The sequence below is a fragment of the Agarivorans sp. MS3-6 genome (assembly GCF_054112545.1).
In genome coordinates this window covers 1425349-1447259 of the sequence record NZ_CM134202.1, presented here as the reverse complement: position 1 = coordinate 1447259, position 21911 = coordinate 1425349, and the positions used below count along the sequence as shown (strand labels likewise).

The following is a 21911-nucleotide window of genomic DNA, read 5'->3' as shown; positions in this document are numbered from 1 at the left end:
TGCCTGTTCGCATTGCGGAATATACCGTTCGCCAGCACTCGATAATCGTAAGTGGCGAGTGGTGCGCACAAACAGTTCGGCACCTAAGGCGCTTTCAACCCGCTTTACCGCGGCACTGGCGGTGGCGGTACGCATATCTAAATTAGCTGCTGCGGCGGTAATGCTGCGAAACTCAGCCACCTTAAGGATCACTTGAAGATCTTCTAATAGCATAAGTTTGCCACCTTACTATCTAATATATTTTGATAATCTTTCAAATTTTACACTGTTTTTAGCAAGGTGACGATGTAGTAGGGTAAAACATGATTTTAGCGTTTGGCATGCCGTCATAGAGAAAGTTATTACGATGAAGCTATTACTAATCGATATCCTTGAGCCTTAAGCTTATGAAAAGTGAATTTATATTTCCATATTGCCTCGTATGTCATCAGCTAAAGCGTTATCTGCAATAACGTGAAGGCATAGTAAGACCATTTTTACTGTGCATCGGTCCGCAAGTCATTCTAGATAAACTAAGCTGGTAGCGTAATGGTTTTTTAGGCGAGTTATTCAACTCGATGCATCGAAGCCAAAAAGGTAATAGCGACTTAACAGAGGTTTAGACAAATTCAGTGTTGCAGCTTTGTGACTGTGAGCTGAGGTAATTTGCTTCAAGAAGGAAACACAATGTTACTCGATACGCCAATTTGCGATTTTGGCTGGAAAGCGCCAAATTTCACCCTACAAGATCCCGCTGGCAATAGCTTTACCATGAGCGAGCAATTGGGGGAGAACGGTCTATTGATTATGTTCATTTGTAATCATTGCCCTTATGTTCAGCGCATTGCCGACCGCCTAGCTGAAGATACTAAACAACTGATGGACGAGGGGATTAACGTGCTGGCAGTAATGTCGAACGATTATCGGCTGGTGGCGCAAGATTCACCTGAAAATATGCAGCGCTTTGCTCTGCAACATGGCTTTGCTTTCCCTTATTTGGTGGATGAAGACCAAAGTGTTGGTAAGCAATATAAAGCCATTTGTACGCCTGATTTTTTTGGTTTTAATCATCAAGGTGAGCTGCAGTATCGCGGCCGTTTAGACGACGCGCGTATGGGCGACTCGGCTTTGCGAGTACCAGAATTGCTTCACGCGATGCGCCAAATCGCGACGACAGGGCAAGGGCCCAAAGAACAATCCCCAAGTATGGGCTGTTCTATTAAGTGGCGAGATTAAGATTTAACAAACTAAGTTCAGGGCTATCGATTAGCCTTTAAATAATCAATGGAGTTTAGAATGACACACCCTATTATTGCCGATTTAACCGATCGTTATACTGCTAAACGTTACGATGCGTCAAAGCGCGTACCACAACAAGATTTAGATGTGATTTACCAAGCCATGACCTTGTCTGCTTCGTCAATTAACTCTCAGCCTTGGAAGTTTATCGTGATAGAAAGCGACGCTGCAAAGCAGCGTATGCACGATACTTTTGCCAATAAATTTCAGTTTAATCAACCGCACATTAAAGCTTGTTCGCATATTATTTTGTTTGCCCATAACCCCAAATATAGCCGCGAAGATTACGCCAAGGTGGTCGATAAAGGCATTGCCGATGGACGCACTAAACCAGAAGATCGCGAGCAAGCTTTTGGGGCTTATGCTTTTGTTGATTTAAATACCGACGAAAATGGTAATAATGCCAAATGGACGCAATCACAAACCTACTTAGCCTTAGGTAATACCTTGCATGTATTGGCCCGTTTAGGCATTGATTCCACTACCATGGAAGGCGTAGACAGTGCTTTGATAAGTGAGATCTTTGCAGATGAACTTGGAGGTTACGAGTGCGAGGTAGCCCTAGCCATTGGTTATCACCACCCGCAAGAAGACTACAACGCCAGTTTGCCTAAATCACGCTTGCCTCTCAAAGAAGTCGTTAAGGTACTTTAGTCATCCGCTTTGTTGTAATAATCATTCCTTCTTGGCTTAGAGGGGATGATTTTTTGTTTCTAGCTTCATATTTCTTATTTATAGCTTCTGCTTCTCTATTGTTCGTGTCGCCGGATTCAGTTCGTTACCCTCTACATGATTATCAATTTATATTTGATAATCATTCAAACATTGGGCTGTTTAAAGCGAGATAACTAAAGGCTACTATTTCTCCCGTCAACGCAAACAAGCAATTCATTCATATTAGAGGAACAGCACATGACTACATTAACTATTGTTGCAAACATCAAAGCAAATGCAGACAAAATCGACCTAGTAAAAGCCGAGCTATTAAAGCTAATTGAAGTGACCCGCGCCGAAGAAGGCTGTATCAACTACGATTTGCATCAAGATAACAGCAACCCTGCGCATTTCATGTTTTACGAGAACTGGCAGTCACGCGAGCTTTGGCAAACCCATATGGCCAATACTCACCTCGCTGAGTACATGGCGGCCACTGATGGCGCGGTAGCGGAGTTTGTATTAAACGAAATGACTCAAATTGCCTAGTAAGAAATAAGCAAAGTAAAACTTTTGAACAACTGATTAACATTGAGGGATTTATCATGGCTACATTAACTATTGTTGCAAACATCAAAGCAAATGCAGACAAAATCGACCTAGTAAAAGCCGAGCTATTAAAGCTAATTGAAGTAACCCGCGCCGAAGAAGGCTGTATCAACTACGATTTGCATCAAGATAACAGCAACCCCGCGCATTTTATGTTTTACGAGAACTGGCAGTCACGTGAACTTTGGCAAACCCATATGGCTAATACTCACCTCGCTGAGTACATGGCGGCCACTGATGGCGCGGTAGCGGAGTTTGTATTAAACGAAATGACCCAAATTGCCTAGTAACTAGGTGGTTTTAGTTAACTCGATTTAACGATAATAACCTGTAAGGGCCGAAGGATTTAACCTCATTTGGGCAATAATGCTCATCAAAGGTACTTTTGGCTTTAAGTCTCGCTAAATGGGGATGCACCACAATTATTAAGAAAAAAAGTACAAAAAAGCCGCTCAAAGGTTTGAGCGGCAAACTATTTAAAGTAAAGGCTGTTGGATTATAAAGCTTCGAGTAATATCAACCCTTCGCTACCGGCAGAGAAGCTTACGCGTCCGCCTGCAACGGTAGTAATAGAACCATCGTAAGCGTTGCGTACGCTGGTGCCATCGTCAAAGTAGCTATCAACATTAATGTCTACGGTGCCTGAACCGTCTACGACCACGACTACGTTGTTGATTGCGCCTGATATTGGGTTAGTCCAAGTACGGGCAAAGGCCTTACCGCTAGATTGACCACTTAGGTTAAAGTGCTGGCCAGCACCAACCGCTGGGTTATCACGACGGAATTGACCCACTTTTTGCCAGTGTTGATGAACACCGTTACCGGCTTTGCTCCAATCAACACTAGAGCGGCTGCCTTGGTCTGCATCTGAGCCACCATCGCCATTCACACGACCTAGCTCGTCACCGTAAAATACTTGCACGCCACCAGGTAGTAGCAATAAAGCAGTACCAGCACGTTTTTGACGAGTATCATCACCGTTGTAGAACACGGCACCGGTATCGTGGCTTGAAATGTAGCTTAGAACGTTCCAATCGCTGCTGCCATTAACTTGGTCAGCGTAGCTGGCAAATTGGCTTAGCATCGTATCGGTGCTGTCTATCATGCCGTTGATCGCACTTTTAAAGCTAAAGTTAATCACCGAATCAAACTTAGCCGTTGTATGGATGTCTGATTGGCCTACACCATGGCCCCATACTTCAGCGGTTGCCCAGAACTCATCACTCCACTCTGCACCTGGGGCGCTAGGGTTATTTTGACGCCATTCATTTAAGGCTAGGCTGGCTTGGTCTTTTAAGTTCGCCCAGTTGTCGTAGGTGACGTGTTTAGCGGTATCTACACGGAAGCCGTCAATGCCGTAGTCTTTTACGTATTGCACTAGCCATTCAGTGATCCAATCACGCACCCGTTTGTTACCTTGTGCTTGGTAATCACTTAAGTAACCTTGACCAAAGGTGGCTTTGTTCGCCAAGAAAGGAGGAATACCTACCGCTTGAGTAGACTCCGTTTTAAAGTCTGGTAAGTAAGCTAAACACTTAGTTAAGTCGTCACCGCCACAGGCATCGTAACCGGGTAAACCTACTCGTATCCATTCTTTACCCCACCATTTCAACCATAGGTTTTCATCGCCATCGTAGTTAATAAAGTCATGGTAGCCGAACCAGTTGCCGCCATTGCTTGGTGTCCAATTTGGACCCGCAGTGTCTGAGCCATAGCTAAACTCATCCATGTCTTTTAGGGTGTTGTAACCGGCGTGGTTCATTACCACGTCCATTACCACGCGAATACCTTGGCTGTGGGCTTTATCTACAAAGGCTTTAAACTCTGCTGGTGTACCCATGTTCGCGTCAAGGTTGGTGTAATCTTGCACGTAGTAACCGTGGTAAGCGTAATGTGCAAAGTCACCGTCGTCACCACCACCAACAAAGCCGTGGGCTTGTTCGTAAGGGGCGGTTAACCAAATGGCGTTAATCCCTAAATCAGTAAAGTAACCTTCATTTAATTTTTGGGTTAAGCCTGCAATATCACCACCATGGAAGGTACCAATATCTTTGCCTGTCGCATCATAGCGTGGACGGTCATAAGAGTTGTTATTGCTTGAGTTACCATCGTGAAAACGGTCGGTAATCACGAAGTAAACGTTGGCGTTGTCCCAAGTGAAATCTGAGGCTGTAGGTGGCGCTACTTTAGTCAGCACGAAGCACTGATTAGCACTGCTAGATTCATTAGCGGCATATAAACAGACCTCTAGAGATTCATCTACGGCTAAGTTACTGCCCACATCAATGCTATCACCACTGGTAAAGGCAATACCATTTACCGGGTCGCTGCCATCGGTAGTGTAAAGTCCACCATTTACCTCATCCCCTGTGGCTTGCAAGGTAATGCTTACTTGGTCAGTCCAGAAGGTACTTAGTGCTGGGCTAATACTGACTTCAGCATCATTGCTTGGTAAGTCACAGCTGTCGGTCCAGCTTTGCGTGCTAATCGTGTAACAACCGTCTTTGTCGCGGAACAAATCATCGGTTTGGCTATTGCCTTGGTTGCTAAAGATAAGCTTGCTTGAGTCACTATTGTTGAAAGAATAAGCCCACCAGTTTTCACCTAGGCCATCCATATTATCGCCAGGCCAAGCTGAATCGGCGGTAGATCCGGCAGGAAGTGCATCCCAATGGTGAATAGACGGCGCCCAGTCACTCGGTGCGTTTAACCAAACGGTGAAGCCTGTTTCAGGCGCATCAATTTTGTTGTAGGTGTAGGTTTGCGTTACCGAGCCTTTATTGTTGGCAACATACACTTGCAGCTCAACCGACTCGCCAATGGCTAATTCACCACCAATATTAATCACATCACCGTTATTAAAGCTGATGCCTTGAGTACCGCCAGTGGTACTAAGTAAGTAGCTACTGTCGGTGATGTTGTCGCCTTTGTAGCTTAAGGTTACCGCTAGGGTATCGGTGCTAAAATCACTGCTTCCTGGGTTAATCGCTAACTCAGGTTTGGTTTCAAGCACGATAACTTCAGCGTTCACCGCTTTGCTTGAAGCATCAAAACTAATGCTGTAGTGAGTATTATCTTCAACGGTGAAATCTTGGTCTGGGTAGTTTTCTCCCCAGCTTCCATTGTCTGAACACGCCGCTACTTTAAAGCGTGCTGGGCTTTCTTCCCCGGCAAAAGCTTGCGTTAAGGTATATAAGCCGCTCACCGTGTCTAAGGTCATTGGGGTTTGTCCCCAACCGTTTGCCGTACCGCGGAAACACCATACAGCGGGCTGTTCGCCAGTAACGGTGATGTCTACGCTAGCCAGTTCACTAACAGCACCTAAGTTATCGGTGACTTGCAGGCTTAGGGTTTGGCTTTGTTCAACGGTTAGGCTGATGGACTCGCTGGTCTCTCCAGTGCTCCAAGCATAACTGGCGATGCTGCCGTCTGGGTCACTAGAGCCAGCCGCTGAGAAGCTCAGGCTAGTACCGGGGTCAACCGTTTGCGCATTAGCGGGTGAGATAACCGCTGTTGGCGATTGGTTGGTATCACAGCTCGCGACTGAAACTGCATCGATATCTTTGCTGTCGCTGTAAAAGGTAATTTGATAGCTACCGGCCGATACGCGGTAGTCTGCGCTAGGGTAGGCTTCTTGCCAGTCTCCCCAGCGGTCAATTTTGAAACGAGGATCATTGTTACCGAAAGTTTGGCAGGTTTGAAACTGAGTGCTAGCCACCTGTTCCATTGCTGTGGTTTGCCAGCCATTTGGTGTGCCACGAAACTCCCATTCTGCTTGCGCAGACAGAGAGGCCGTTAACAGACCAAGTAATACTACCTTGTTCATGTCATTTCCTTATTCGAATGTTTGTTTGCGATAGCCTGAAGCTATGCGCGTGTTAGCCAACATAAAATGACTCTGCGGTCATTTCTTGCGCGACCTTAATCCAGTCCAATCAAAAATAGTCGAAAAAACGAGCAAAATGAGTGTTGTATCAAATATTTATCTTGGTTTTGTGATTGAAAAGGATTTCATTTTTATTGTCATATAATTCATTGGCTTATATATGGCAAACGGAAGGTTTTTAGCGTCACGGTAATATAAATGGCTGTTTATTTTAATTTACCAGAAGAATTAAATAGTCGACTGTAGAGGCGGTTTGATGTTTTTGCCGAAAAGTTAAGCCTGTGACGTTACTCTGTTTAATAACGTGGTTTATAAACAAAGTTTTTGATAAACGGGCTCACAATAACTAAATGGCATTTAGCTTAACGGTTATTGACTGCTTTGTTAATTATGTTTACCTTATAGCAATTATTACCCTAATTTTGATTTTGCAGTAAAAGGAACCAACTGTGAGTGAGCCTGCCGAGATTTTTCTAAGTACCAAAAACCGTCAGTTAAAATCTAGAGACTTTTCAAATGAAGCCGAATTCAATGCCTTTTTAAGTGATAACTCGCTGCAAGCTGGCAGTATTCTTCATGCTGGTTCACCTTACATTGTTCGATCAAGCCAAAGCAGTAAACCGACTAATTTAATGCAGCAGTGTAGGCAGCTGCAAACTATCCCTTCTTGCCATCGCCGTTCGTTAGCCAATGTTAATGCACAGCTAGGCAGCGACATAACACTTGGTTTGGCCGAGTTATTTGACCAGCAAATTGCTCCTGCGGCTAGCCGACTCAACCAATGGGTGAACAAAGAAAAGTTCAATTTTGCGAGTGCAGGTGTTGGGCTGTTGCAGAGTCGTAGCGGGCAGTTTGAAAAAAGTATTGGTGCCTATGAAAAAGCACTAATGGAAGTACGCTCTGGGCATCAAGCAAAGCTGCCAAAACTACAAATGATGAAATTAGAATCTAGTGCTCGTGCGGCTTGGAAAAAACTAAATGACCTATTTAAGGCTGAACTGGTTAAGGCTACAGCGAAAGTAAAAGCGAGAAAGGGGACTGTGTTTAATAATCCCCAAAGAGCTATAAACAAGGCGAAAGGTAATAGAACTGACGCGCCTATTAGGCTCAGCAGTGCAAAAGAACTGAAAAATCTTAAGTATATGGCCAACGGTTTAAAGTTAGGGGGAAATATTCTTCTGGCTGTTGATGTGGCTGATAGAGGGCAAAAGGTTAAAGCTGATTTTGAGCAGGGTAAGGATTGGGGGAAAACAGCTACAGTGCAAGCTGCTGGTCTGTCAGCTGCGGTTATTACAGGTTCTGTGGTAGCTAAGGGCGTTATTTCTGGTGCAGCAGCGGCAGCTTTGAGTATTGGACTAACGATGACTCCAGTTGGATGGGCTATTGTGGTTTGTATTGGAATCGGTGCAGCTTATGTCGCTGCGACAAAAGCTGATGAGGTAGCTCAGCGCGAGGTTAAAAACCTTTACGAGCGTAATGGTATCTTTAACCGTATACCAAGGTCATTGTAATGGAGCATCCACCTTTAAGTTATGAGGACTGGCGTTCACTTTTTTTCATGATTACTTTTGTGTCGTCAATGGTAGCTTGGCTATTAAGTGCAAAGTTCACCATGAGAAGAATTGAGCCTGAACTAATAAAGCAGGGCTTCAGTTGTGGAAGTTGGGATGGACCGGGTTTTCGAGTATTGAGTTATGCAACGATTATTTTGTTTCAAACAAAGTTGCTTAATGACAGTAATTATCCCTTCGTTCCAGTAGATGCTACCCGTAAGCTAGCGACGAAAAAAGACTGGTACATATCACTGTGGCTGTGGTGTTCACTAGTAGGAATGGTCTTTCTCGTGTTCCTTTATTGATCTTATGATTACTCTGTCCAAAAACATAAATAAAGTTCTAGGGACTCTTGGTGATTTTTAGCCAATAAAAAAGCCTTGCAACCGATGTGGTGCAAGGCTTTGTATATGGTGGCCCTTCACAGACTTGAACTGTGGACCTAACGATTATGAGTCGTGTGCTCTAACCAGCTGAGCTAAAGGGCCAAATTTGGGTGTGATAAGCGCTTGGCTAATCAACGAGGCAGAAGTATAAAAAATACTTTCCGCCTTGTCTATGCGTTTAAATCTAAGCGCTTATTTATTCACCTATTTATTGGCTATTCGTCTAAGAAACTACGTAATTGCTCAGAGCGAGAAGGGTGGCGCAGCTTACGCAAGGCCTTGGCTTCGATTTGACGAATACGCTCACGGGTTACGTCAAACTGTTTGCCCACTTCTTCTAGCGTGTGGTCGGTGTTCATGCCAATACCAAAACGCATACGCAGTACTTTAGCTTCACGCGGGGTGAGGCCAGCAAGTACTTCTTGAGTAGCAAATTTAAGGTTTTCGCCGGTCGCTGCATCTACAGGCATAGACAGGGTAGTATCCTCAATAAAATCACCTAAATGCGAATCTTCATCGTCACCAATTGGGGTTTCCATGGAAATAGGCTCTTTAGCGATTTTAAGTACCTTACGGATCTTGTCTTCAGGCATTAACATGCGCTCAGCCAATTCTTCAGGAGTAGGTTCGCGGCCCATCTCTTGAAGCATCTGACGGCTAATACGGTTTAGCTTGTTAATGGTTTCGATCATATGCACCGGGATACGAATAGTTCGTGCCTGGTCAGCAATAGAGCGAGTAATCGCCTGACGGATCCACCAAGTTGCGTAAGTAGAGAATTTGTAACCACGGCGGTATTCAAATTTATCTACGGCCTTCATTAGGCCAATGTTACCTTCTTGAATAAGATCTAAGAACTGTAAACCACGGTTGGTGTATTTCTTCGCAATAGAAATTACCAAACGTAAGTTAGCTTCAACCATTTCTTTCTTAGCGCGGCGAGCTTTGGCTTCACCAATACTCATACGACGGTTGATGTCTTTGATGTTATTAATGGTTAAGCCAGTTTCTTCTTCAACTGATTTAAGCTTAAAGATACAACGGCGCACTTCTTCATCCACTTCCATTAATGCCGGAGCATAATCTTTAGCCGATGTTTTGTGTTCGTTAAACCATTCGTCGCTGGTTTCATCTTTAGAGAATGCTTTAACAAAAATGCCTTTTGGCATTTTGCCTTGCTCAACACATAACTTAAGAATTAAACGTTCTTGAGTACGTACACGCTCCATCATGCGACGCATGCTTGCTACAAGCTTGTCGAATAATTTTGGTATTAAGCGGAAGGTGTGAAAAATTTCACTTAGCTCAAAGATTTCAGCCTTAGCTTCTTTAGACATACGGCCATGTGATGCAATAATTGCATGCGTTTTGTCGTATTGAGCGCGCAGTGTATCAAAGCGCTCTTTAACTAACTCTGGGTCTAGGCCGGTGTCTTCTTCTTCTTCGTCATCTTCGTCTTCATCTTCGTCTTCGAGGTCTTTTTCCTCTAGTTCCGAACCAATGTGAGTAGCGGTAGGGGCTGCTTCTGCTACTTCATTTTCATCGATGAAGCTATTAACGATGTCGCTAATTTTAAGCTCTTCTGCTTGGTACTTGTCGTACATCTCAAGCAAAATAGAGATAGTTTCGGGATATTCTGAAACGCTACGCTGAACTTCGTTGATGCCTTCTTCGATACGCTTAGCAATGTCGATTTCGCCTTCGCGAGTCAACAGCTCAACGGTACCCATTTCACGCATGTACATACGTACTGGGTCGGTCGTTCGGCCTAGTTCAGATTCTACCGTGGCTAAAGCCTGCGCTGCCGCTTCGGCTGCGTCTTCGTCGGTAGTATTTTCCGCCAACAATAAGTCATCAGCATCGGGTGCATTTTCATGTACCTGAATACCCATGTCGTTGATCATTTGAATGATATCTTCAACTTGATCGGAATCTACGATATCAGCAGGTAAATGGTCATTTACTTCTGCGTAAGTTAAGTAGCCTTGCTCTTTACCTTTTGCGAGAAGGAGTTTGAGTTGAGACTGTGGGGTTTGTTCCATAGATGTCATCCGAAGTAGATTAAGCTAGCAAAACCATAAACGTAAGCGCCGCTGGCGCAAACGAAGAAGTATATCAAGTATGGGTTAAAATTTCTATATCAAGGGCATTTATATAAAATCTTTTTGTTTATTGTATATACCGCCCAATTAAGGCTTAAGTTCAATCATTAATTGATGCATTTCACGTTTTTCATCTACGGTGATTATGCCGCTAATAGATTTTACGTTGAGCTGCTCGTAGCGTTGCAATAGCAACTGATCAACAAAACTGGCGATAATATCTTGTAACTCGTCTTGGTAACCAGACTCGTCAATTTCTAAATTATAGCCTGCCAAAATATTTAAGTGTTTTTGTTCTGGTTGTCCGCGCCAACGTTCAAGTAATTGGCCAGTGGTGATATCGGGCTTTTTATGTACTTCGCCAATCAGCTGTAATAATAAGCTCATGCCTTTTATGTTTACTTGGCTTAATTGCGCCGACGGCGGTAAGTCAGTGGCTATAGCAGGCAGCTGCAAAATCATAGCAATGGCTTTTCGCATTGGCGTTAGGCTGAGTTGCGCTTGGGTATTGGGGCGCGAGCGTTCGGCTTGTTTTAAGCGGGCTAACTCTTTTTCTAGCTGGCTACGGATCATCCTATTCTGGGTGGCCAGTTCGGTAAGCAGGGTTTCTTTGTAAAACGCCGCACTCACCTGCGAGATAAGCTCGTAAGCTTTAGACGCCAAGTGGCTTTTGCCAGCATCGGTCGTGATGTCTATTTCTTGGCTAAGCCGTTCAAACAAAAAACGCGATAGCGGCATAGCTTCACGCATGCGTTTTTCAAATCCGTCTTTACCTTCTTGGCGAACCAGGGTGTCTGGGTCTTCACCATCAGGTAAAAACATAAACTTAAGCTCTACATTGTCGCGTAAGTGCGGCAAGGCGTTTTCTAAGGCCCGCCATGCCGCGTCGCGACCGGCGCGGTCACCGTCGTAGCAGCAGATGATTTGATTGCTGGCTCTAAACAGCGTTTGTAGGTGCTCTGGGGTGGTTGAGGTGCCCAAAGACGCTACCGCATAATCAATATCAAATTGCGCCAGTGACACCACATCCATGTAGCCTTCAACGACCAGAATTTGCGGCACTTGTTTATGGGCTTGGCGTACTTCGTATAAACCGTATAGTTCGCGGCCTTTATGAAAAACGCTGGTCTCGGGAGAGTTAAGGTATTTTGGCGTGCCATCGCCAAATACGCGCCCACCAAAGCCGATGTAACGGCCACGTTTATCACGAATCGGAAACATAACCCGATCGCGGAAGCGATCGTAGCGGCGGCCTTTATCGTTTTCGATAGATAATCCGGCATCAACCAGCTGCTGGCTGGCTTGCTGTGAACCGCCTAAAGCCTTGCCTAGTGCGTCCCATTCGTCGGGGGCATAGCCAATAGAAAAACGCTGTACTACTTCACCACTTAGCCCACGGCCTTTTAGGTAGTCAATAACCTGTTGCTTGTTAGGGTTTACTCTAAGTTGCTGCTGAAAAAAGCGGCTGGCGTGGCCGATTAATTCGTATAAATCTTTGCTTAGCTGGCGTTGCTGCTGGCTTTTAGCTTGGTCAAACTTGCTGTTGTTACTGTTTTCACGCTCTACTTCTACGCCCATTTGGCTGGCTAAATCTTCAACGGCGTCAACAAACTCAAGTTTGTCATATTCCATTAAGAAGCTAATGGCATTGCCATGCGCGCCACAACCAAAACAGTGATAAAACTGTTTATCTTGGCTCACCGTAAAAGAGGGCGATTTTTCGTTATGAAACGGGCAGCAAGCGGAGTAATTTTTACCGGCTTTTTTCAAGCGCACACGCTGATCAATCAAGCCAACGATATCGGCTCGAGCTAGTAGATCATCGATAAACTGTTGTGGAATTCTTCCAGCCATTTAGTGCGTCGCTAGCCTTTTTAAAAACAAACAAGCCGTGAACTCATAGAGTGCACGGCTTATTCTAGTACCTAAGAGATGGATTTAAGCGAGCTTATTGCGGACAGCGGTGCTTATAGCTCCCATGTCTGCTCGACCCTGCACCTGAGGTTTCAGGATACCCATCACTTTACCCATATCTTGCATTCCAGCCGCGCCCGACTTAGCGATTGCATCATCAATTAACGATGTAATCTCTTGTTCGCTGAGCGCTTGAGGAAGGAACGTCTCCAAGATAGTTATTTCAGCGAGCTCTTTATCAGCTAGATCTTGACGTTCTGCAGCTAAAAATTGTTCAGCTGCGTCTTTACGCTGTTTTACTTGTTTTACAACGATGCTCAATATCTGGTCATCGTCTAAAGTAATGCGCTCGTCAATTTCTACTTGTTTAACAGCCGCAAGCAACATGCGAAGTGTGCCTAGACGTAATTTGTCTTTGGCACGCATGGCTGCTTTTTGTTCTTCTTGTAGCGTTTCTCTTAATGACATAGGTCTTAACAGCGCTTAGTACAAGCGAACGCGACGTGCGTTTTCACGCGCTAATTTCTTAGCGTGACGTTTAACAGCAGAAGCTTTAGCACGTTTACGAGCTGTAGTTGGTTTTTCATAAAACTCGCGACGGCGAACTTCTGAAAGAATACCTGCTTTCTCGCAAGAGCGCTTGAAACGACGTAGAGCTACGTCAAATGGTTCGTTTTCACGTACTTTAACGATTGGCATATGCCTATCACCTTCCGGTTTATTAACGGCCGAACAAAAATCAGCCTGAGTGTTTAAAAATGGTGCGGAATTTTAAGCCTAACTAGGGGGCAATGTAAAGCCTATTTGTATAGCTCTGGTGAAATAAGCGGTGAACAAGTAAGATAGGCGCGATTTTAGGCGAGCCTTTGGGCCAGATTATACGTTACTGACACCAGTAACCAAGCAGGAAGAGCAAGATTATGCGTGTACTAGGTATTGAAACGTCGTGTGATGAAACCGGAATTGCAATTTACGATGACCTGCAAGGTTTAATGGCAGATGTTTTGTACAGTCAGGTTAAATTACATGCAGATTATGGTGGTGTGGTGCCCGAGTTAGCGTCGCGCGATCACATACGTAAAACCATTCCGCTGATCAAAGAAGCGATGGCCGCTGCCAATTGCACGAGCGATGATATTGATGCCGTGGCCTATACCGCCGGCCCAGGTTTAGTGGGGGCATTATTGGTGGGGTCGCTGACTGCGCGTAGTATTGCCATGGCATGGGATAAACCCGCCGTCGCAGTGCATCACATGGAAGGGCATTTACTGGCGCCGATGTTAGAAGACAACCCACCAGCGTTTCCTTTTTTGGCCTTGCTAGTCTCTGGCGGGCATACCCTGATGGTAGAAGTTGACGGTATTGGTGAATACACCATCTTGGGCGAGTCGATCGACGATGCCGCCGGTGAGGCGTTTGATAAAACCGCCAAGTTACTGGGTTTAGATTACCCAGGCGGGCCTGCGTTAAGCCGTATGGCCGAAAAAGGCACCGCCTGGCCGGTTTAAATTCCCGCGGCCAATGACCGATAGGCCAGGCTTAGATATGAGCTTTTCGGGCTTAAAAACCTTTGCTAAAAATACCATCGATTCAGAAGGTAAAGACGAGCAAACTCAAGCCGATATCGCGCTGGCCTTTCAGCAAGCAGTGGTAGAAACGCTGATCATTAAATGTCGACGCGCCTTAAAACAAACCGGCTTAACACGGTTAGTGATTGCCGGCGGAGTTAGCGCAAACAAAGCCTTACGCGAGCAGCTGGGCGAGTTGTTAGCGTCGCGTGGTGGTAAGGTGTTTTATCCTCGGGCAGAGTTTTGTACCGACAACGGCGCGATGATTGCCTATGCTGGCATGCAACGCTTTAAAGCGGGGCAAACTCATGGCTTGTCAGTTAAGGCCATGCCGCGTTGGCCATTAGATGAGCTACCTGCGGCAAAACCGCTATAAGGTGTTGTGTTGTTTATTACGCTTGCTTAGTGGCGCGTTGTGTTAACAGCGAATAGGGTTGAGGCTAACTTAGCGTGCTGAGTTAGTCTTTTTTTACTATTTTGCTTTCGGTGTGATTACGCAAACGTGAAATATTGCTTTGGTGGCGAATAATAATCAGGCACGACAGCATGGCAACGGGCAGAGTATATTCGGGCTTAATTAACCAGGTGTAGAGTGGTGCAAGGCTCACGCTAATAATCGCCGCTAATGAAGAGTAACCACGCAGCTTTAGGGTAATCATCCACGTTATTACCAATAAGGCGGCTAAATCTAAGCCGATGGGTAATACGCCCCCCAGTGCAGTGGCTACACCTTTGCCCCCTTCAAAATGAAAGAATATTGGGTACATGTGCCCGAGACACGCGGCGATACCCACAAATCCAAGTACTAAAGGGGCTAGCCCTGCGTAATAGCCTAACCACACCGGAATGGTGCCTTTGAGTAAGTCGCAAATTAACACTAATGCGGCTGGCATTTTACCGCCTAAGCGATAAACATTGGTGGCGCCAGGGTTGTTAGAGCCGTGCTGGCGGGGGTCGGGGAGGCGATAAATTCGGCAAATGAGTACGGCGCTGGATATCGAACCCAGTAAATACGCTGCCGTTATAAATAATAAACCGAGTAAACCCATTAGCTTAGAAGCATTCCACCTATTGCTGAATTGCGGTATTATCGCGCTCTTTCAAAGGCCAAATCATACGCTGTTTTTTTAGCTAAGGCTAATAAGCGCGTTTGCAACAAAGCAGCAAAGCATCATGGATAAAGTATTTATTAAAGAACTCACGGTATTAGCCACTATTGGTGCCTATGAGTGGGAAAAACAAATCAAACAAAAACTGGTGATTGATTTGGAAATGGCATGGGATAACCGCCCGTCGGCCTTAACGGATGACCTAAGCTTAGCCTTGGATTACGCAGCTGTAAGCCAAGCGGTGAGTGACCTAGTGACAGGGCAAGCCCATGAATTGGTCGAAACCGTTGCCGAGAAGGTGGCCGCTTTAGTGTTAACTCAGTTTTCGGTGCCTTGGCTTAAGGTGACCATTAATAAACCCGGAGCCGTTCCTTTTGCCACTAGTGTTGGTGTGCAAATTGAACGTAGCCAAGCCGATAGCGCTTTGTAATGGCGGATATTTTTGTTGGCATCGGCAGTAACATTGAGCGTGAGCGCTATATTCGCCAAGGTGTTGAAGCCTTAGAGGCGCGCTTTGGTGGGTTAACACTTAGCCCGGTATACGAAAGCCCCGCTTTAGGGTTTGACGGCCCGGCTTTCTACAATTTAGTCGCGAAATTCTCTAGCCCCTTGTCTTTACAAGCGGTGTTTGATGCCATCAAAGGCATTGAATTTGAACACGGCAGAGCAATGGATGCGCAAAAGTACTCGTCACGCACCCTAGATATCGATATTCTTTTATATAACCACTTAGTGGTAGATATACCATGTACGCTGCCTAGAGCAGAAATAACCAAAAGTGCGTTTGTGTTAAAACCGCTTGCAGATATTGCGGGTTCGATGATTCATCCAACAATAAATAAAAGTTACATGCAATTGTGGCAAGATTTTGATCACCCTAGTCAGGTGTTGACCTTGGTTGACTCTCTCGATTTTTAGATTAGTTACAGGATTATTTAATGGGTACTTTTGAAACGATATTTTTAGCTTTGATTCAAGGACTCACCGAGTTCTTGCCTATTTCAAGCTCGGCGCATCTTATTCTGCCTTCACAGATCTTTGGTTGGGATGATCAAGGGATCACATTTGACGTAGCGGTACACGTAGGCAGCTTGTTTGCTGTATTGGGCTACTTTCGTAAAGAAGTTTGGACGATGTTAACGGCTTGGCTTGGGTCTTTTACCGGTAAACGTAGCCCCGAGGCATTGCTTGCTTGGTTGATTATTTTGGCCACTATTCCTGCGGTATTATTTGGTGGTTTGTTTAAGTCGCTGATTGAAGAACACTTGCGTTCGGCCTATGTTATTGCCAGTACCACCTTAATATTTGGTGCGCTACTCTGGTGGGCTGACTCGCAAGCCAAGTTAGAGAAAACCGAGCATCAAATAGGCTGGAAACAAGCCTTATTTGTTGGTGTTGCTCAAGCGATTGCGATTATCCCTGGCACCTCGCGCAGCGGTATAACCATTACTGCAGGCTTAATGTTGGGGCTAACCCGTGAAGCAGCGGCGCGTTTTTCTTTCTTAATGTCTATTCCGGTAATTGTTGGCGCGTGTGTATTAATGGCGAAAGACATTGCTGATGCACCAGTAGTGATTGACTGGTCGGCGATGGCTTTAGGTATCTTGGTGTCGTTTGTTAGTGCTTACTCATGCATACACTTGTTTATTAAGTGGGTGAATAAAGTAGGGATGAAGCCGTTTGTTATTTACCGCATGTTGTTGGGCGTAGGTTTGTTTGCGTTTTTAGCCCTAGCGTAAGGGTTGTTATATGGGCTATCGCTAAGATAGCCCATATTCGCTAGTTTGAGTTAGCGTGTTCTGCTAAGTAGGCTTGTTTGGCTTGGCTGATTAAGGCTAAGCGTTGTTGGTGTAATTGCTCACGAATATCCGAGCCTTGGTAACCTTCTTGTACTATCGCTTGTACATTAACACTGTTAGCCACTTCAAGTTGGCTTAGCAAGTAGTCATAAGCGGGGTAGGGCTGTTCAGCAAAACCCAAGCGGCCTCTAATATCGGCGACTCCAGCCTCTAATATTTGTTTAAATCGTACTGGCTTGCGCCAAGCGTCACAGCGGTCAAACAGCTTTAAAACCGTTTCAGGGCGCAGTTCTAATGCGCTATGAATAGTGATGTGGTGTTCCGCCACCAGCAGCGCTAAATCACGATAATGATTGGGTACTTTGAGCCGTTGGCAAAATGCTTTGATCAGCTTTACGCCTTTTGGCCCATGCCCTGGGTGAGATGGTAATTTCTCTTGAGGGGTGAGGGTTTTACCAAAATCATGGCATAAGGCGGCAAATCGAACTTCGTTACTGTAGTGATGCTTAGCGCTTTGTTCTATCACCATCAAGGTGTGAATGCCGCTATCAATCTCTGGGTGCCACTTGGGGCTAGCCGGCACGCCAAATAGATTGTCTAATTCGGGAAATAACACAGTTAAGGCATCGGCCTCTTTCAGTACTTCAAAAAACACCTGCGGTGAGTCACAGCTTAAGGCTTTTTCTAGTTCTTTCCAGATCCGTTCAGGCGTTAAGCTGCTTAACTCGCCCGAATGCGCGATGTCTTTCATTAGCTGCTTAGTGTTATCAGCAATTGTAAAACCGAGATGATGAAAACGCGCCGCAAAGCGTGCTACTCGCAGCACCCTTAAAGGATCTTCAACAAACGCTGGAGATACATGCCGTAACAGTTTTGCTTGCAGATCGGCTTGGCCGCCGTAGGGGTCTATTAACTCGCCCGTTTCGGCTTTGGCAATGGCATTGATGGTGAGGTCGCGACGGAGTAAATCATCTTCAAGGGTGACATCTTTGGCGAAGTAACAAGTAAAGCCAGTATAGCCACTGCCCTGTTTTCGTTCGGTGCGTGCTAAGGCATACTCTTCTTGAGAATGAGGATGAATAAATACTGGGAAGTCTTTACCCACACGGTGATAACCCAAGGCTAACATTTGCTTAGGCGATGCACCTACTACTACGTGGTCACGGTCTAAAACCTTTAAACCCAGCAGCATATCTCTAACCGCTCCTCCCACTAAATAGGTTTCCACTTATCACTCCTCACTAATCTCTATGCACAAAAGGCTTGTGTGGGGGTATTATACACCTATCAATGCGCAATAGCGCTTCGATTACTGGTAGTGAGCAAACTACCGCTGAGTGATTAAGGCTTAAGGATAGTGGTTTAATGTATTTGGATTATTTTGGCTTAAAGGAAAATCCTTTTTCGATAGCGCCAAACCCAGACTTTTTGTTTATGAGCGAGCGGCATAAAGAAGCGCTGGCTCACCTCACTTTTGGCTTGGGCGAAACCGGTGGTTTTGTTCTGTTAACGGGTGAAGTTGGAACTGGGAAAACTACCGTCTCGCGTGCTTTGTTAAAGCAATTACCAGAGCAAACAGAAGTGGCTTTGGTGCTTAACCCCAGCTTAACGGAAGTGGAGTTATTAGCGACGGTATGTGATGAGTTAAATATTAGCTATGACAGCGCTCATCTTACCGTGAAAAGCCTCGGCGATATTATTCGTCAGCGGCTGCTTGAAAACCACTGGGCGGGTGGCAATACCATGTTGCTTATCGACGAAGCGCAACATCTGTCGGTAGAAGTGTTAGAGCAGCTGCGTTTGCTGACCAATTTTGAAACTGATACCCGCAAACTATTAAGAGTGGTGCTGATTGGTCAACCTGAGTTGCAGCAAAAACTAAAGCAACCTATTTTGCGTCAGTTAGCCCAGCGGATCACCGCGCGTTATCACTTACTGCCGTTAAATGTGTTTGAAGTTGAATCGTATGTTGCACACCGATTGAAGGTGGCGGGCTGTGAGCGGCCATTGTTCCCTCGTGCCGTCATTAAGCAACTTTTCAAAGCGGCTGAAGGCATCCCAAGGGTGATTAATTTACTCTGTGATAGGGCGCTGCTGGCCAGTTATGGCCGACATCTCATGCACGTTGATAAACGCGCCCTGCAGCAAGCCATTGAAGAGGTGGCGTTAACAGAGCCTAAGTCTGAACTGAGCGTTAACCATGTATTAGCGGGTGCATTGCTGGGCGGCTTTATTTTGGCTGGTGGCTATTTGTATCAGCAAAGTACCACTAACATAGCCCCTGAACATCCCCCTAAAACGCTCGCTGCTGCGGCGCAACCAACACCGCCGGATTTACCTCAAGCGCCGCTAGCTGCGTTGGCGCCTAGCCAAGCCTTAAGTGATACAGCCAAAGAATGGCAAGTGCTGACAAGCAGCAATGGATTTTCTGACGGTGCTTGGCAGTTACTGCTGCGGTTGTGGGGTTACGATGTACCTAGTGTGCAAGCTCGCTGCGATTTAATCAGTAACTTGGATCTGCATTGTTTATCTCTCAGTGGCGGCATGCGGGCATTACGCGATGTAAACTCTCCCGCGGTGATTAAACTGGAAGAAGACGGGGTTCAATTTTATGCCGTGGTTAGGCATTGGGGGGCGAAAGTAGAGCTATGGCTAGGCGATCGTTCTTTTAAAGTGAGTGAACGCTGGTTAGGGCAACGTTGGAATGGAGAGTTTCAAGTGTTATGGCAGCCGCCTTCAGGTTTTAATGACCTCTTGAAACAGGGCAGCCAAGGTGAGGCTGTTTATTGGCTAGAGCAAAGCTTGTCACTGTTGCAGGGTAAAAGGCCGCGCCAGATTTATCAGTTTGACCGCCAATTAGCCGAACAAGTTGAGCAATTTCAACGCCGTCATCGTTTAACCGCCGACGGTATTGCCGGCGTCTTTACTTTACTGCGTTTAAACCAGCAAATTTATGTTGACCAACCGCGTCTTCAGGAGCTGAATTAATGTCTAGTATTTTAACGGCGCAGCGCCGTCATCAACCAGATGAAGCTGTCAGCTTGGTGGCTCCTTCTAGGGTTAATCCTTTAGTGTTAGCCTTAATTAGCTCGGGGTTAACCTTGGCTTTAGGAGCGTTGGCGCTATGGTGGTGGATGGGGCATCAACAGCCTGAGAACCAAGTTATTACGCCTGCAGTGACTGTTGCGCCGGTTAACCCGCCGGTGCTTAAAGTCTCGACTATTGAGCCCAATCCCTTAGCCTTTGAACTGATGCCCTTGCCCGAATTTAACGATTTAAAGAAGGTAGATTTACTGACTTTACGCCAACAACGGTTTGACCAGCTATTGGCACAACAAACAAACCAAACAGAGATTGTCGAGGGTTCGCCTAACGCACCTACAAGTAATGCTGTTGCTGAGCGTACGGTTCAACAAGCACCTATTGTTACGCCGCAAAAAAGTCAGCCCTTAGCACCTGCCGATGATGCCAACTTAGCAGAGCGTTTTGCAGCAGCCGTAGAGGCCACCCAAGTATTAGAGTGGCAGGAAGAAACCGATACCGTCGCTTACGATGAAGCGCCCATGCTAGGGGCATTGTCTCCTGAGATGCAAAAACTGGTACCGGCTATTACCTTTAACTCGCATGTCTTTTCTTCTGATCCTGCTCGTCGATACGTTACGTTTAACAATAAGCAGTTACTAGAAGGGGACTTACTTAATAACAACATTGAGATCGTTGCTATTCGTTTAGACGATGTCGTGCTGAGGGTGGCTGGCCATTTGTGCCGCCTAAAGGCGCTATCAGACTGGGGTTAAATGCTATCAATAGCCACTGCTAAAGGTATTGCGAGAGAATCTAGCTTGTTACCAGTAGTGGTTATTTTTTGCGGTCCCTAGCTCCCATATTGAGTAATTTCGGTAGTTGATATCTTAAAAACTTATTGGATGGCTTTTCAAAATACAAAAAAGTCAAAATAGAGATAAATACTAACGATATTAGGTATGTTAGAAAGTTTATTAGTGGCGATGTGATAAAAAATTTAGAGGAAAGCATCGTATATAGTTTATGTACTGGAACTTGAAGAATATAAAGTGAAAAACTCGCCTCACCAAGTAACACCAAAGGTTTTCTGCTGAAAAAGCTGGCTAGCGTTGACTGACAAAGTGATAATGAAATAATAAAGATCAAAAATAAAGGTGCTAAAAAGCTCGAGCTAAACGGCACTGCAAACCCAATAACGTCTACCAAGTGTTCCTTATTATCTAGCACCAGTACGATGGTCACGGCTGATGCGATAGGAAGGCGCGTAGATCCGATTGTATCGTTCGATTTGTTAGATCTGTTGTGAAGTAGCCATATTCCACCTGAAATGCCAATTAAAAAGCTGCATAGATGAGAAGCAGGGAAGTAGTAAATTAAATCATTTAATAGTGAGGAATAAGCGCTGTTTGTCTCTTTGGATAAAGCATAAGTTAATATGGTTTGGGTTATCAGCCAATAAACGGCTGAGTATATAGCTAAGGACTTTACAGAGCACTTATTCTTCTTGATATACAGTAAAATGAACGGAAAGCTTAAATAGAAAAACGCCTCTACTGATAGTGACCATCCAGGGTAATTAATAGAGAGTGGATATGGCGAAACCCACGATTGTAGAAAAGTAACATTTAACAATAATGCTGACCACCATATAGGTGTATTGTGGTAGAAATCCAAGCCTATTACTAAAAGTATCCCCACCATGTAAATAGGCACTATTCGCGATACCCTTGCCCATAAATAAGAGCGGGTCTTAATATCTCGTTCAAAATGCGATATGGACATGACGAAGCCAGATAGAACAAAGAAAAACGTGACCATTTCCGGTCCCGCTATTAATGCCCCTTCAAACCCCGTGGCATCACCAAAGTGGAATATAACCACTATTAATGCAGCAATAAATCTAAAAAAGGTGAGTGATTCAACCCGCATGACACATCCTTGTGCTTACTTTTTCTAAATCAATTAAAACTATAACACGCTTTACCTAGACTCGATGTCTTACGCGCGGGGAGGTAATGGTTCGGCCAGT

Annotated in this window: 18 protein-coding genes, 1 tRNA gene and 2 pseudogenes; 11 read left to right on the top strand and 10 right to left on the bottom strand. The window is 45.2% G+C overall.

The window, feature by feature from the left end; all coding sequences use genetic code 11:
• Nucleotides 1–39: 39 nt before the first annotated feature.
• Nucleotides 40–213 (bottom strand): annotated as a pseudogene (locus tag ACVFI8_RS06555) (helix-turn-helix domain-containing protein); the annotation flags it as partial.
• A 453-nt stretch (nt 214–666) separates the two neighbouring features.
• Between ACVFI8_RS06555 and ACVFI8_RS06550 the strand changes: the two are divergent.
• From ACVFI8_RS06550 to ACVFI8_RS06535, 4 genes are all read left to right on the top strand, one after another.
• Entirely contained in the window at nt 667–1215 is a 549-nt protein-coding gene (locus tag ACVFI8_RS06550) for a thioredoxin family protein (protein WP_457873406.1), read from the top strand.
• Between the two features lie 60 nt (nt 1216–1275).
• On the top strand, nt 1276–1932 hold the full coding sequence (locus ACVFI8_RS06545; protein WP_248714253.1) for an NAD(P)H-dependent oxidoreductase: 657 nt from the start codon (nt 1276–1278) through the stop codon (nt 1930–1932).
• Between the two features lie 258 nt (nt 1933–2190).
• Entirely contained in the window at nt 2191–2481 is a 291-nt protein-coding gene (locus ACVFI8_RS06540; RefSeq protein WP_248714254.1) for a putative quinol monooxygenase, read from the top strand.
• A 56-nt stretch (nt 2482–2537) separates the two neighbouring features.
• Nucleotides 2538–2828 (top strand): putative quinol monooxygenase, encoded by a 291-nt coding sequence (locus tag ACVFI8_RS06535; RefSeq protein ID WP_457873405.1) that lies wholly within the window; start codon nt 2538–2540, stop codon nt 2826–2828.
• 209 nt (nt 2829–3037) lie between these two features.
• Here ACVFI8_RS06535 and ACVFI8_RS06530 read toward each other — a convergent pair whose 3' ends face one another.
• On the bottom strand, nt 3038–6367 hold the full coding sequence (locus tag ACVFI8_RS06530; RefSeq protein WP_457873404.1) for an alpha-amylase family glycosyl hydrolase: 3330 nt from the start codon (nt 6365–6367) through the stop codon (nt 3038–3040).
• A 509-nt stretch (nt 6368–6876) separates the two neighbouring features.
• Between ACVFI8_RS06530 and ACVFI8_RS06525 the strand changes: the two genes are divergently transcribed.
• Complete coding sequence (locus ACVFI8_RS06525; protein WP_457873403.1) at nt 6877–7938, top strand: hypothetical protein; 1062 nt, start codon at nt 6877–6879, stop codon at nt 7936–7938.
• Nucleotides 7939–8391: 453 nt separating this feature from the next.
• Here the strand turns inward: ACVFI8_RS06525 and ACVFI8_RS06520 are convergent.
• The 5 genes from ACVFI8_RS06520 to rpsU all read right to left on the bottom strand — a co-directional run bounded on the left by ACVFI8_RS06520 (nt 8392) and on the right by rpsU (nt 13081).
• Nucleotides 8392–8468: transfer RNA gene (locus ACVFI8_RS06520), tRNA-Ile, on the bottom strand.
• A 113-nt stretch (nt 8469–8581) separates the two neighbouring features.
• Entirely contained in the window at nt 8582–10408 is a 1827-nt protein-coding gene (gene rpoD / locus ACVFI8_RS06515; RefSeq protein ID WP_248714286.1) for an RNA polymerase sigma factor RpoD, read from the bottom strand.
• Nucleotides 10409–10555: 147 nt separating this feature from the next.
• Complete coding sequence (dnaG, locus tag ACVFI8_RS06510; RefSeq protein ID WP_457873402.1) at nt 10556–12322, bottom strand: DNA primase; 1767 nt, start codon at nt 12320–12322, stop codon at nt 10556–10558.
• Between the two features lie 84 nt (nt 12323–12406).
• Nucleotides 12407–12850, bottom strand: a complete 444-nt coding sequence (locus ACVFI8_RS06505) for a GatB/YqeY domain-containing protein (RefSeq protein WP_248714288.1) — start codon at nt 12848–12850, stop codon at nt 12407–12409.
• A 15-nt stretch (nt 12851–12865) separates the two neighbouring features.
• Nucleotides 12866–13081 carry a 30S ribosomal protein S21 gene (rpsU, locus tag ACVFI8_RS06500; protein WP_016403353.1) on the bottom strand — a complete coding sequence of 72 codons (216 nt, stop codon included), beginning with the start codon at nt 13079–13081 and terminating at the stop codon, nt 12866–12868.
• A 221-nt stretch (nt 13082–13302) separates the two neighbouring features.
• Here rpsU and tsaD point away from each other — a divergent pair.
• Nucleotides 13303–14326, top strand: a pseudogene (tsaD, locus tag ACVFI8_RS06495) (tRNA (adenosine(37)-N6)-threonylcarbamoyltransferase complex transferase subunit TsaD).
• A gap of 82 nt (nt 14327–14408) precedes the next feature.
• Here the strand turns inward: tsaD and plsY are convergent.
• On the bottom strand, nt 14409–14999 hold the full coding sequence (gene plsY, locus ACVFI8_RS06490; protein ID WP_248714290.1) for a glycerol-3-phosphate 1-O-acyltransferase PlsY: 591 nt from the start codon (nt 14997–14999) through the stop codon (nt 14409–14411).
• A gap of 124 nt (nt 15000–15123) precedes the next feature.
• Between plsY and folB the strand changes: the two genes are divergently transcribed.
• The 3 genes from folB to ACVFI8_RS06475 are packed head-to-tail and all read left to right on the top strand — an operon-like array spanning nt 15124 to nt 16798.
• Entirely contained in the window at nt 15124–15489 is a 366-nt protein-coding gene (gene folB, locus ACVFI8_RS06485; protein ID WP_248714291.1) for a dihydroneopterin aldolase, read from the top strand.
• On the top strand, nt 15489–15977 hold the full coding sequence (gene folK / locus ACVFI8_RS06480) for a 2-amino-4-hydroxy-6-hydroxymethyldihydropteridine diphosphokinase (RefSeq protein ID WP_457873401.1): 489 nt from the start codon (nt 15489–15491) through the stop codon (nt 15975–15977). Before folB ends, folK begins: the two co-directional genes overlap by 1 nt.
• Nucleotides 15978–15997: 20 nt before the next feature.
• Complete coding sequence (locus tag ACVFI8_RS06475; protein ID WP_248714293.1) at nt 15998–16798, top strand: undecaprenyl-diphosphate phosphatase; 801 nt, start codon at nt 15998–16000, stop codon at nt 16796–16798.
• A gap of 40 nt (nt 16799–16838) precedes the next feature.
• Here ACVFI8_RS06475 and ACVFI8_RS06470 read toward each other — a convergent pair whose 3' ends face one another.
• Complete coding sequence (locus ACVFI8_RS06470; protein ID WP_457873400.1) at nt 16839–18086, bottom strand: multifunctional CCA addition/repair protein; 1248 nt, start codon at nt 18084–18086, stop codon at nt 16839–16841.
• Between the two features lie 137 nt (nt 18087–18223).
• On the opposite strand from ACVFI8_RS06470, the gene ACVFI8_RS06465 reads away from it, so the two are divergent.
• On the top strand, nt 18224–19846 hold the full coding sequence (locus tag ACVFI8_RS06465; protein ID WP_457873399.1) for an AAA family ATPase: 1623 nt from the start codon (nt 18224–18226) through the stop codon (nt 19844–19846).
• Nucleotides 19846–20655, top strand: coding sequence for a general secretion pathway protein GspB (locus ACVFI8_RS06460; protein ID WP_457873398.1), 810 nt, complete (start codon nt 19846–19848; stop codon nt 20653–20655). Before ACVFI8_RS06465 ends, ACVFI8_RS06460 begins: the two co-directional genes overlap by 1 nt.
• A 61-nt stretch (nt 20656–20716) precedes the next feature.
• On the opposite strand, the gene ACVFI8_RS06455 is transcribed toward ACVFI8_RS06460, so the two are convergent.
• A complete protein-coding gene (locus tag ACVFI8_RS06455) occupies nt 20717–21811 on the bottom strand; it encodes an acyltransferase family protein (protein WP_457873397.1) in 1095 nt (364 codons plus the stop codon).
• Nucleotides 21812–21911: the final 100 nt, after the last annotated feature.

Coding starts and splice junctions, on each gene's coding strand:
- ACVFI8_RS06550 (WP_457873406.1), top strand. CDS start 667: ATGTTACTCGATACGCCAATTTGCGATTTTGGCTGGAAAGCGCCAAAT.
- ACVFI8_RS06545 (WP_248714253.1), top strand. CDS start 1,276: ATGACACACCCTATTATTGCCGATTTAACCGATCGTTATACTGCTAAA.
- ACVFI8_RS06540 (WP_248714254.1), top strand. CDS start 2,191: ATGACTACATTAACTATTGTTGCAAACATCAAAGCAAATGCAGACAAA.
- ACVFI8_RS06535 (WP_457873405.1), top strand. CDS start 2,538: ATGGCTACATTAACTATTGTTGCAAACATCAAAGCAAATGCAGACAAA.
- ACVFI8_RS06530 (WP_457873404.1), bottom strand. CDS start 6,367: ATGAACAAGGTAGTATTACTTGGTCTGTTAACGGCCTCTCTGTCTGCG.
- rpoD (WP_248714286.1), bottom strand. CDS start 10,408: ATGGAACAAACCCCACAGTCTCAACTCAAACTCCTTCTCGCAAAAGGT.
- dnaG (WP_457873402.1), bottom strand. CDS start 12,322: ATGGCTGGAAGAATTCCACAACAGTTTATCGATGATCTACTAGCTCGA.
- ACVFI8_RS06505 (WP_248714288.1), bottom strand. CDS start 12,850: ATGTCATTAAGAGAAACGCTACAAGAAGAACAAAAAGCAGCCATGCGT.
- rpsU (WP_016403353.1), bottom strand. CDS start 13,081: ATGCCAATCGTTAAAGTACGTGAAAACGAACCATTTGACGTAGCTCTA.
- plsY (WP_248714290.1), bottom strand. CDS start 14,999: ATGGGTTTACTCGGTTTATTATTTATAACGGCAGCGTATTTACTGGGT.
- folB (WP_248714291.1), top strand. CDS start 15,124: ATGGATAAAGTATTTATTAAAGAACTCACGGTATTAGCCACTATTGGT.
- folK (WP_457873401.1), top strand. CDS start 15,489: ATGGCGGATATTTTTGTTGGCATCGGCAGTAACATTGAGCGTGAGCGC.
- ACVFI8_RS06475 (WP_248714293.1), top strand. CDS start 15,998: ATGGGTACTTTTGAAACGATATTTTTAGCTTTGATTCAAGGACTCACC.
- ACVFI8_RS06465 (WP_457873399.1), top strand. CDS start 18,224: ATGTATTTGGATTATTTTGGCTTAAAGGAAAATCCTTTTTCGATAGCG.
- ACVFI8_RS06460 (WP_457873398.1), top strand. CDS start 19,846: ATGTCTAGTATTTTAACGGCGCAGCGCCGTCATCAACCAGATGAAGCT.
- ACVFI8_RS06455 (WP_457873397.1), bottom strand. CDS start 21,811: ATGCGGGTTGAATCACTCACCTTTTTTAGATTTATTGCTGCATTAATA.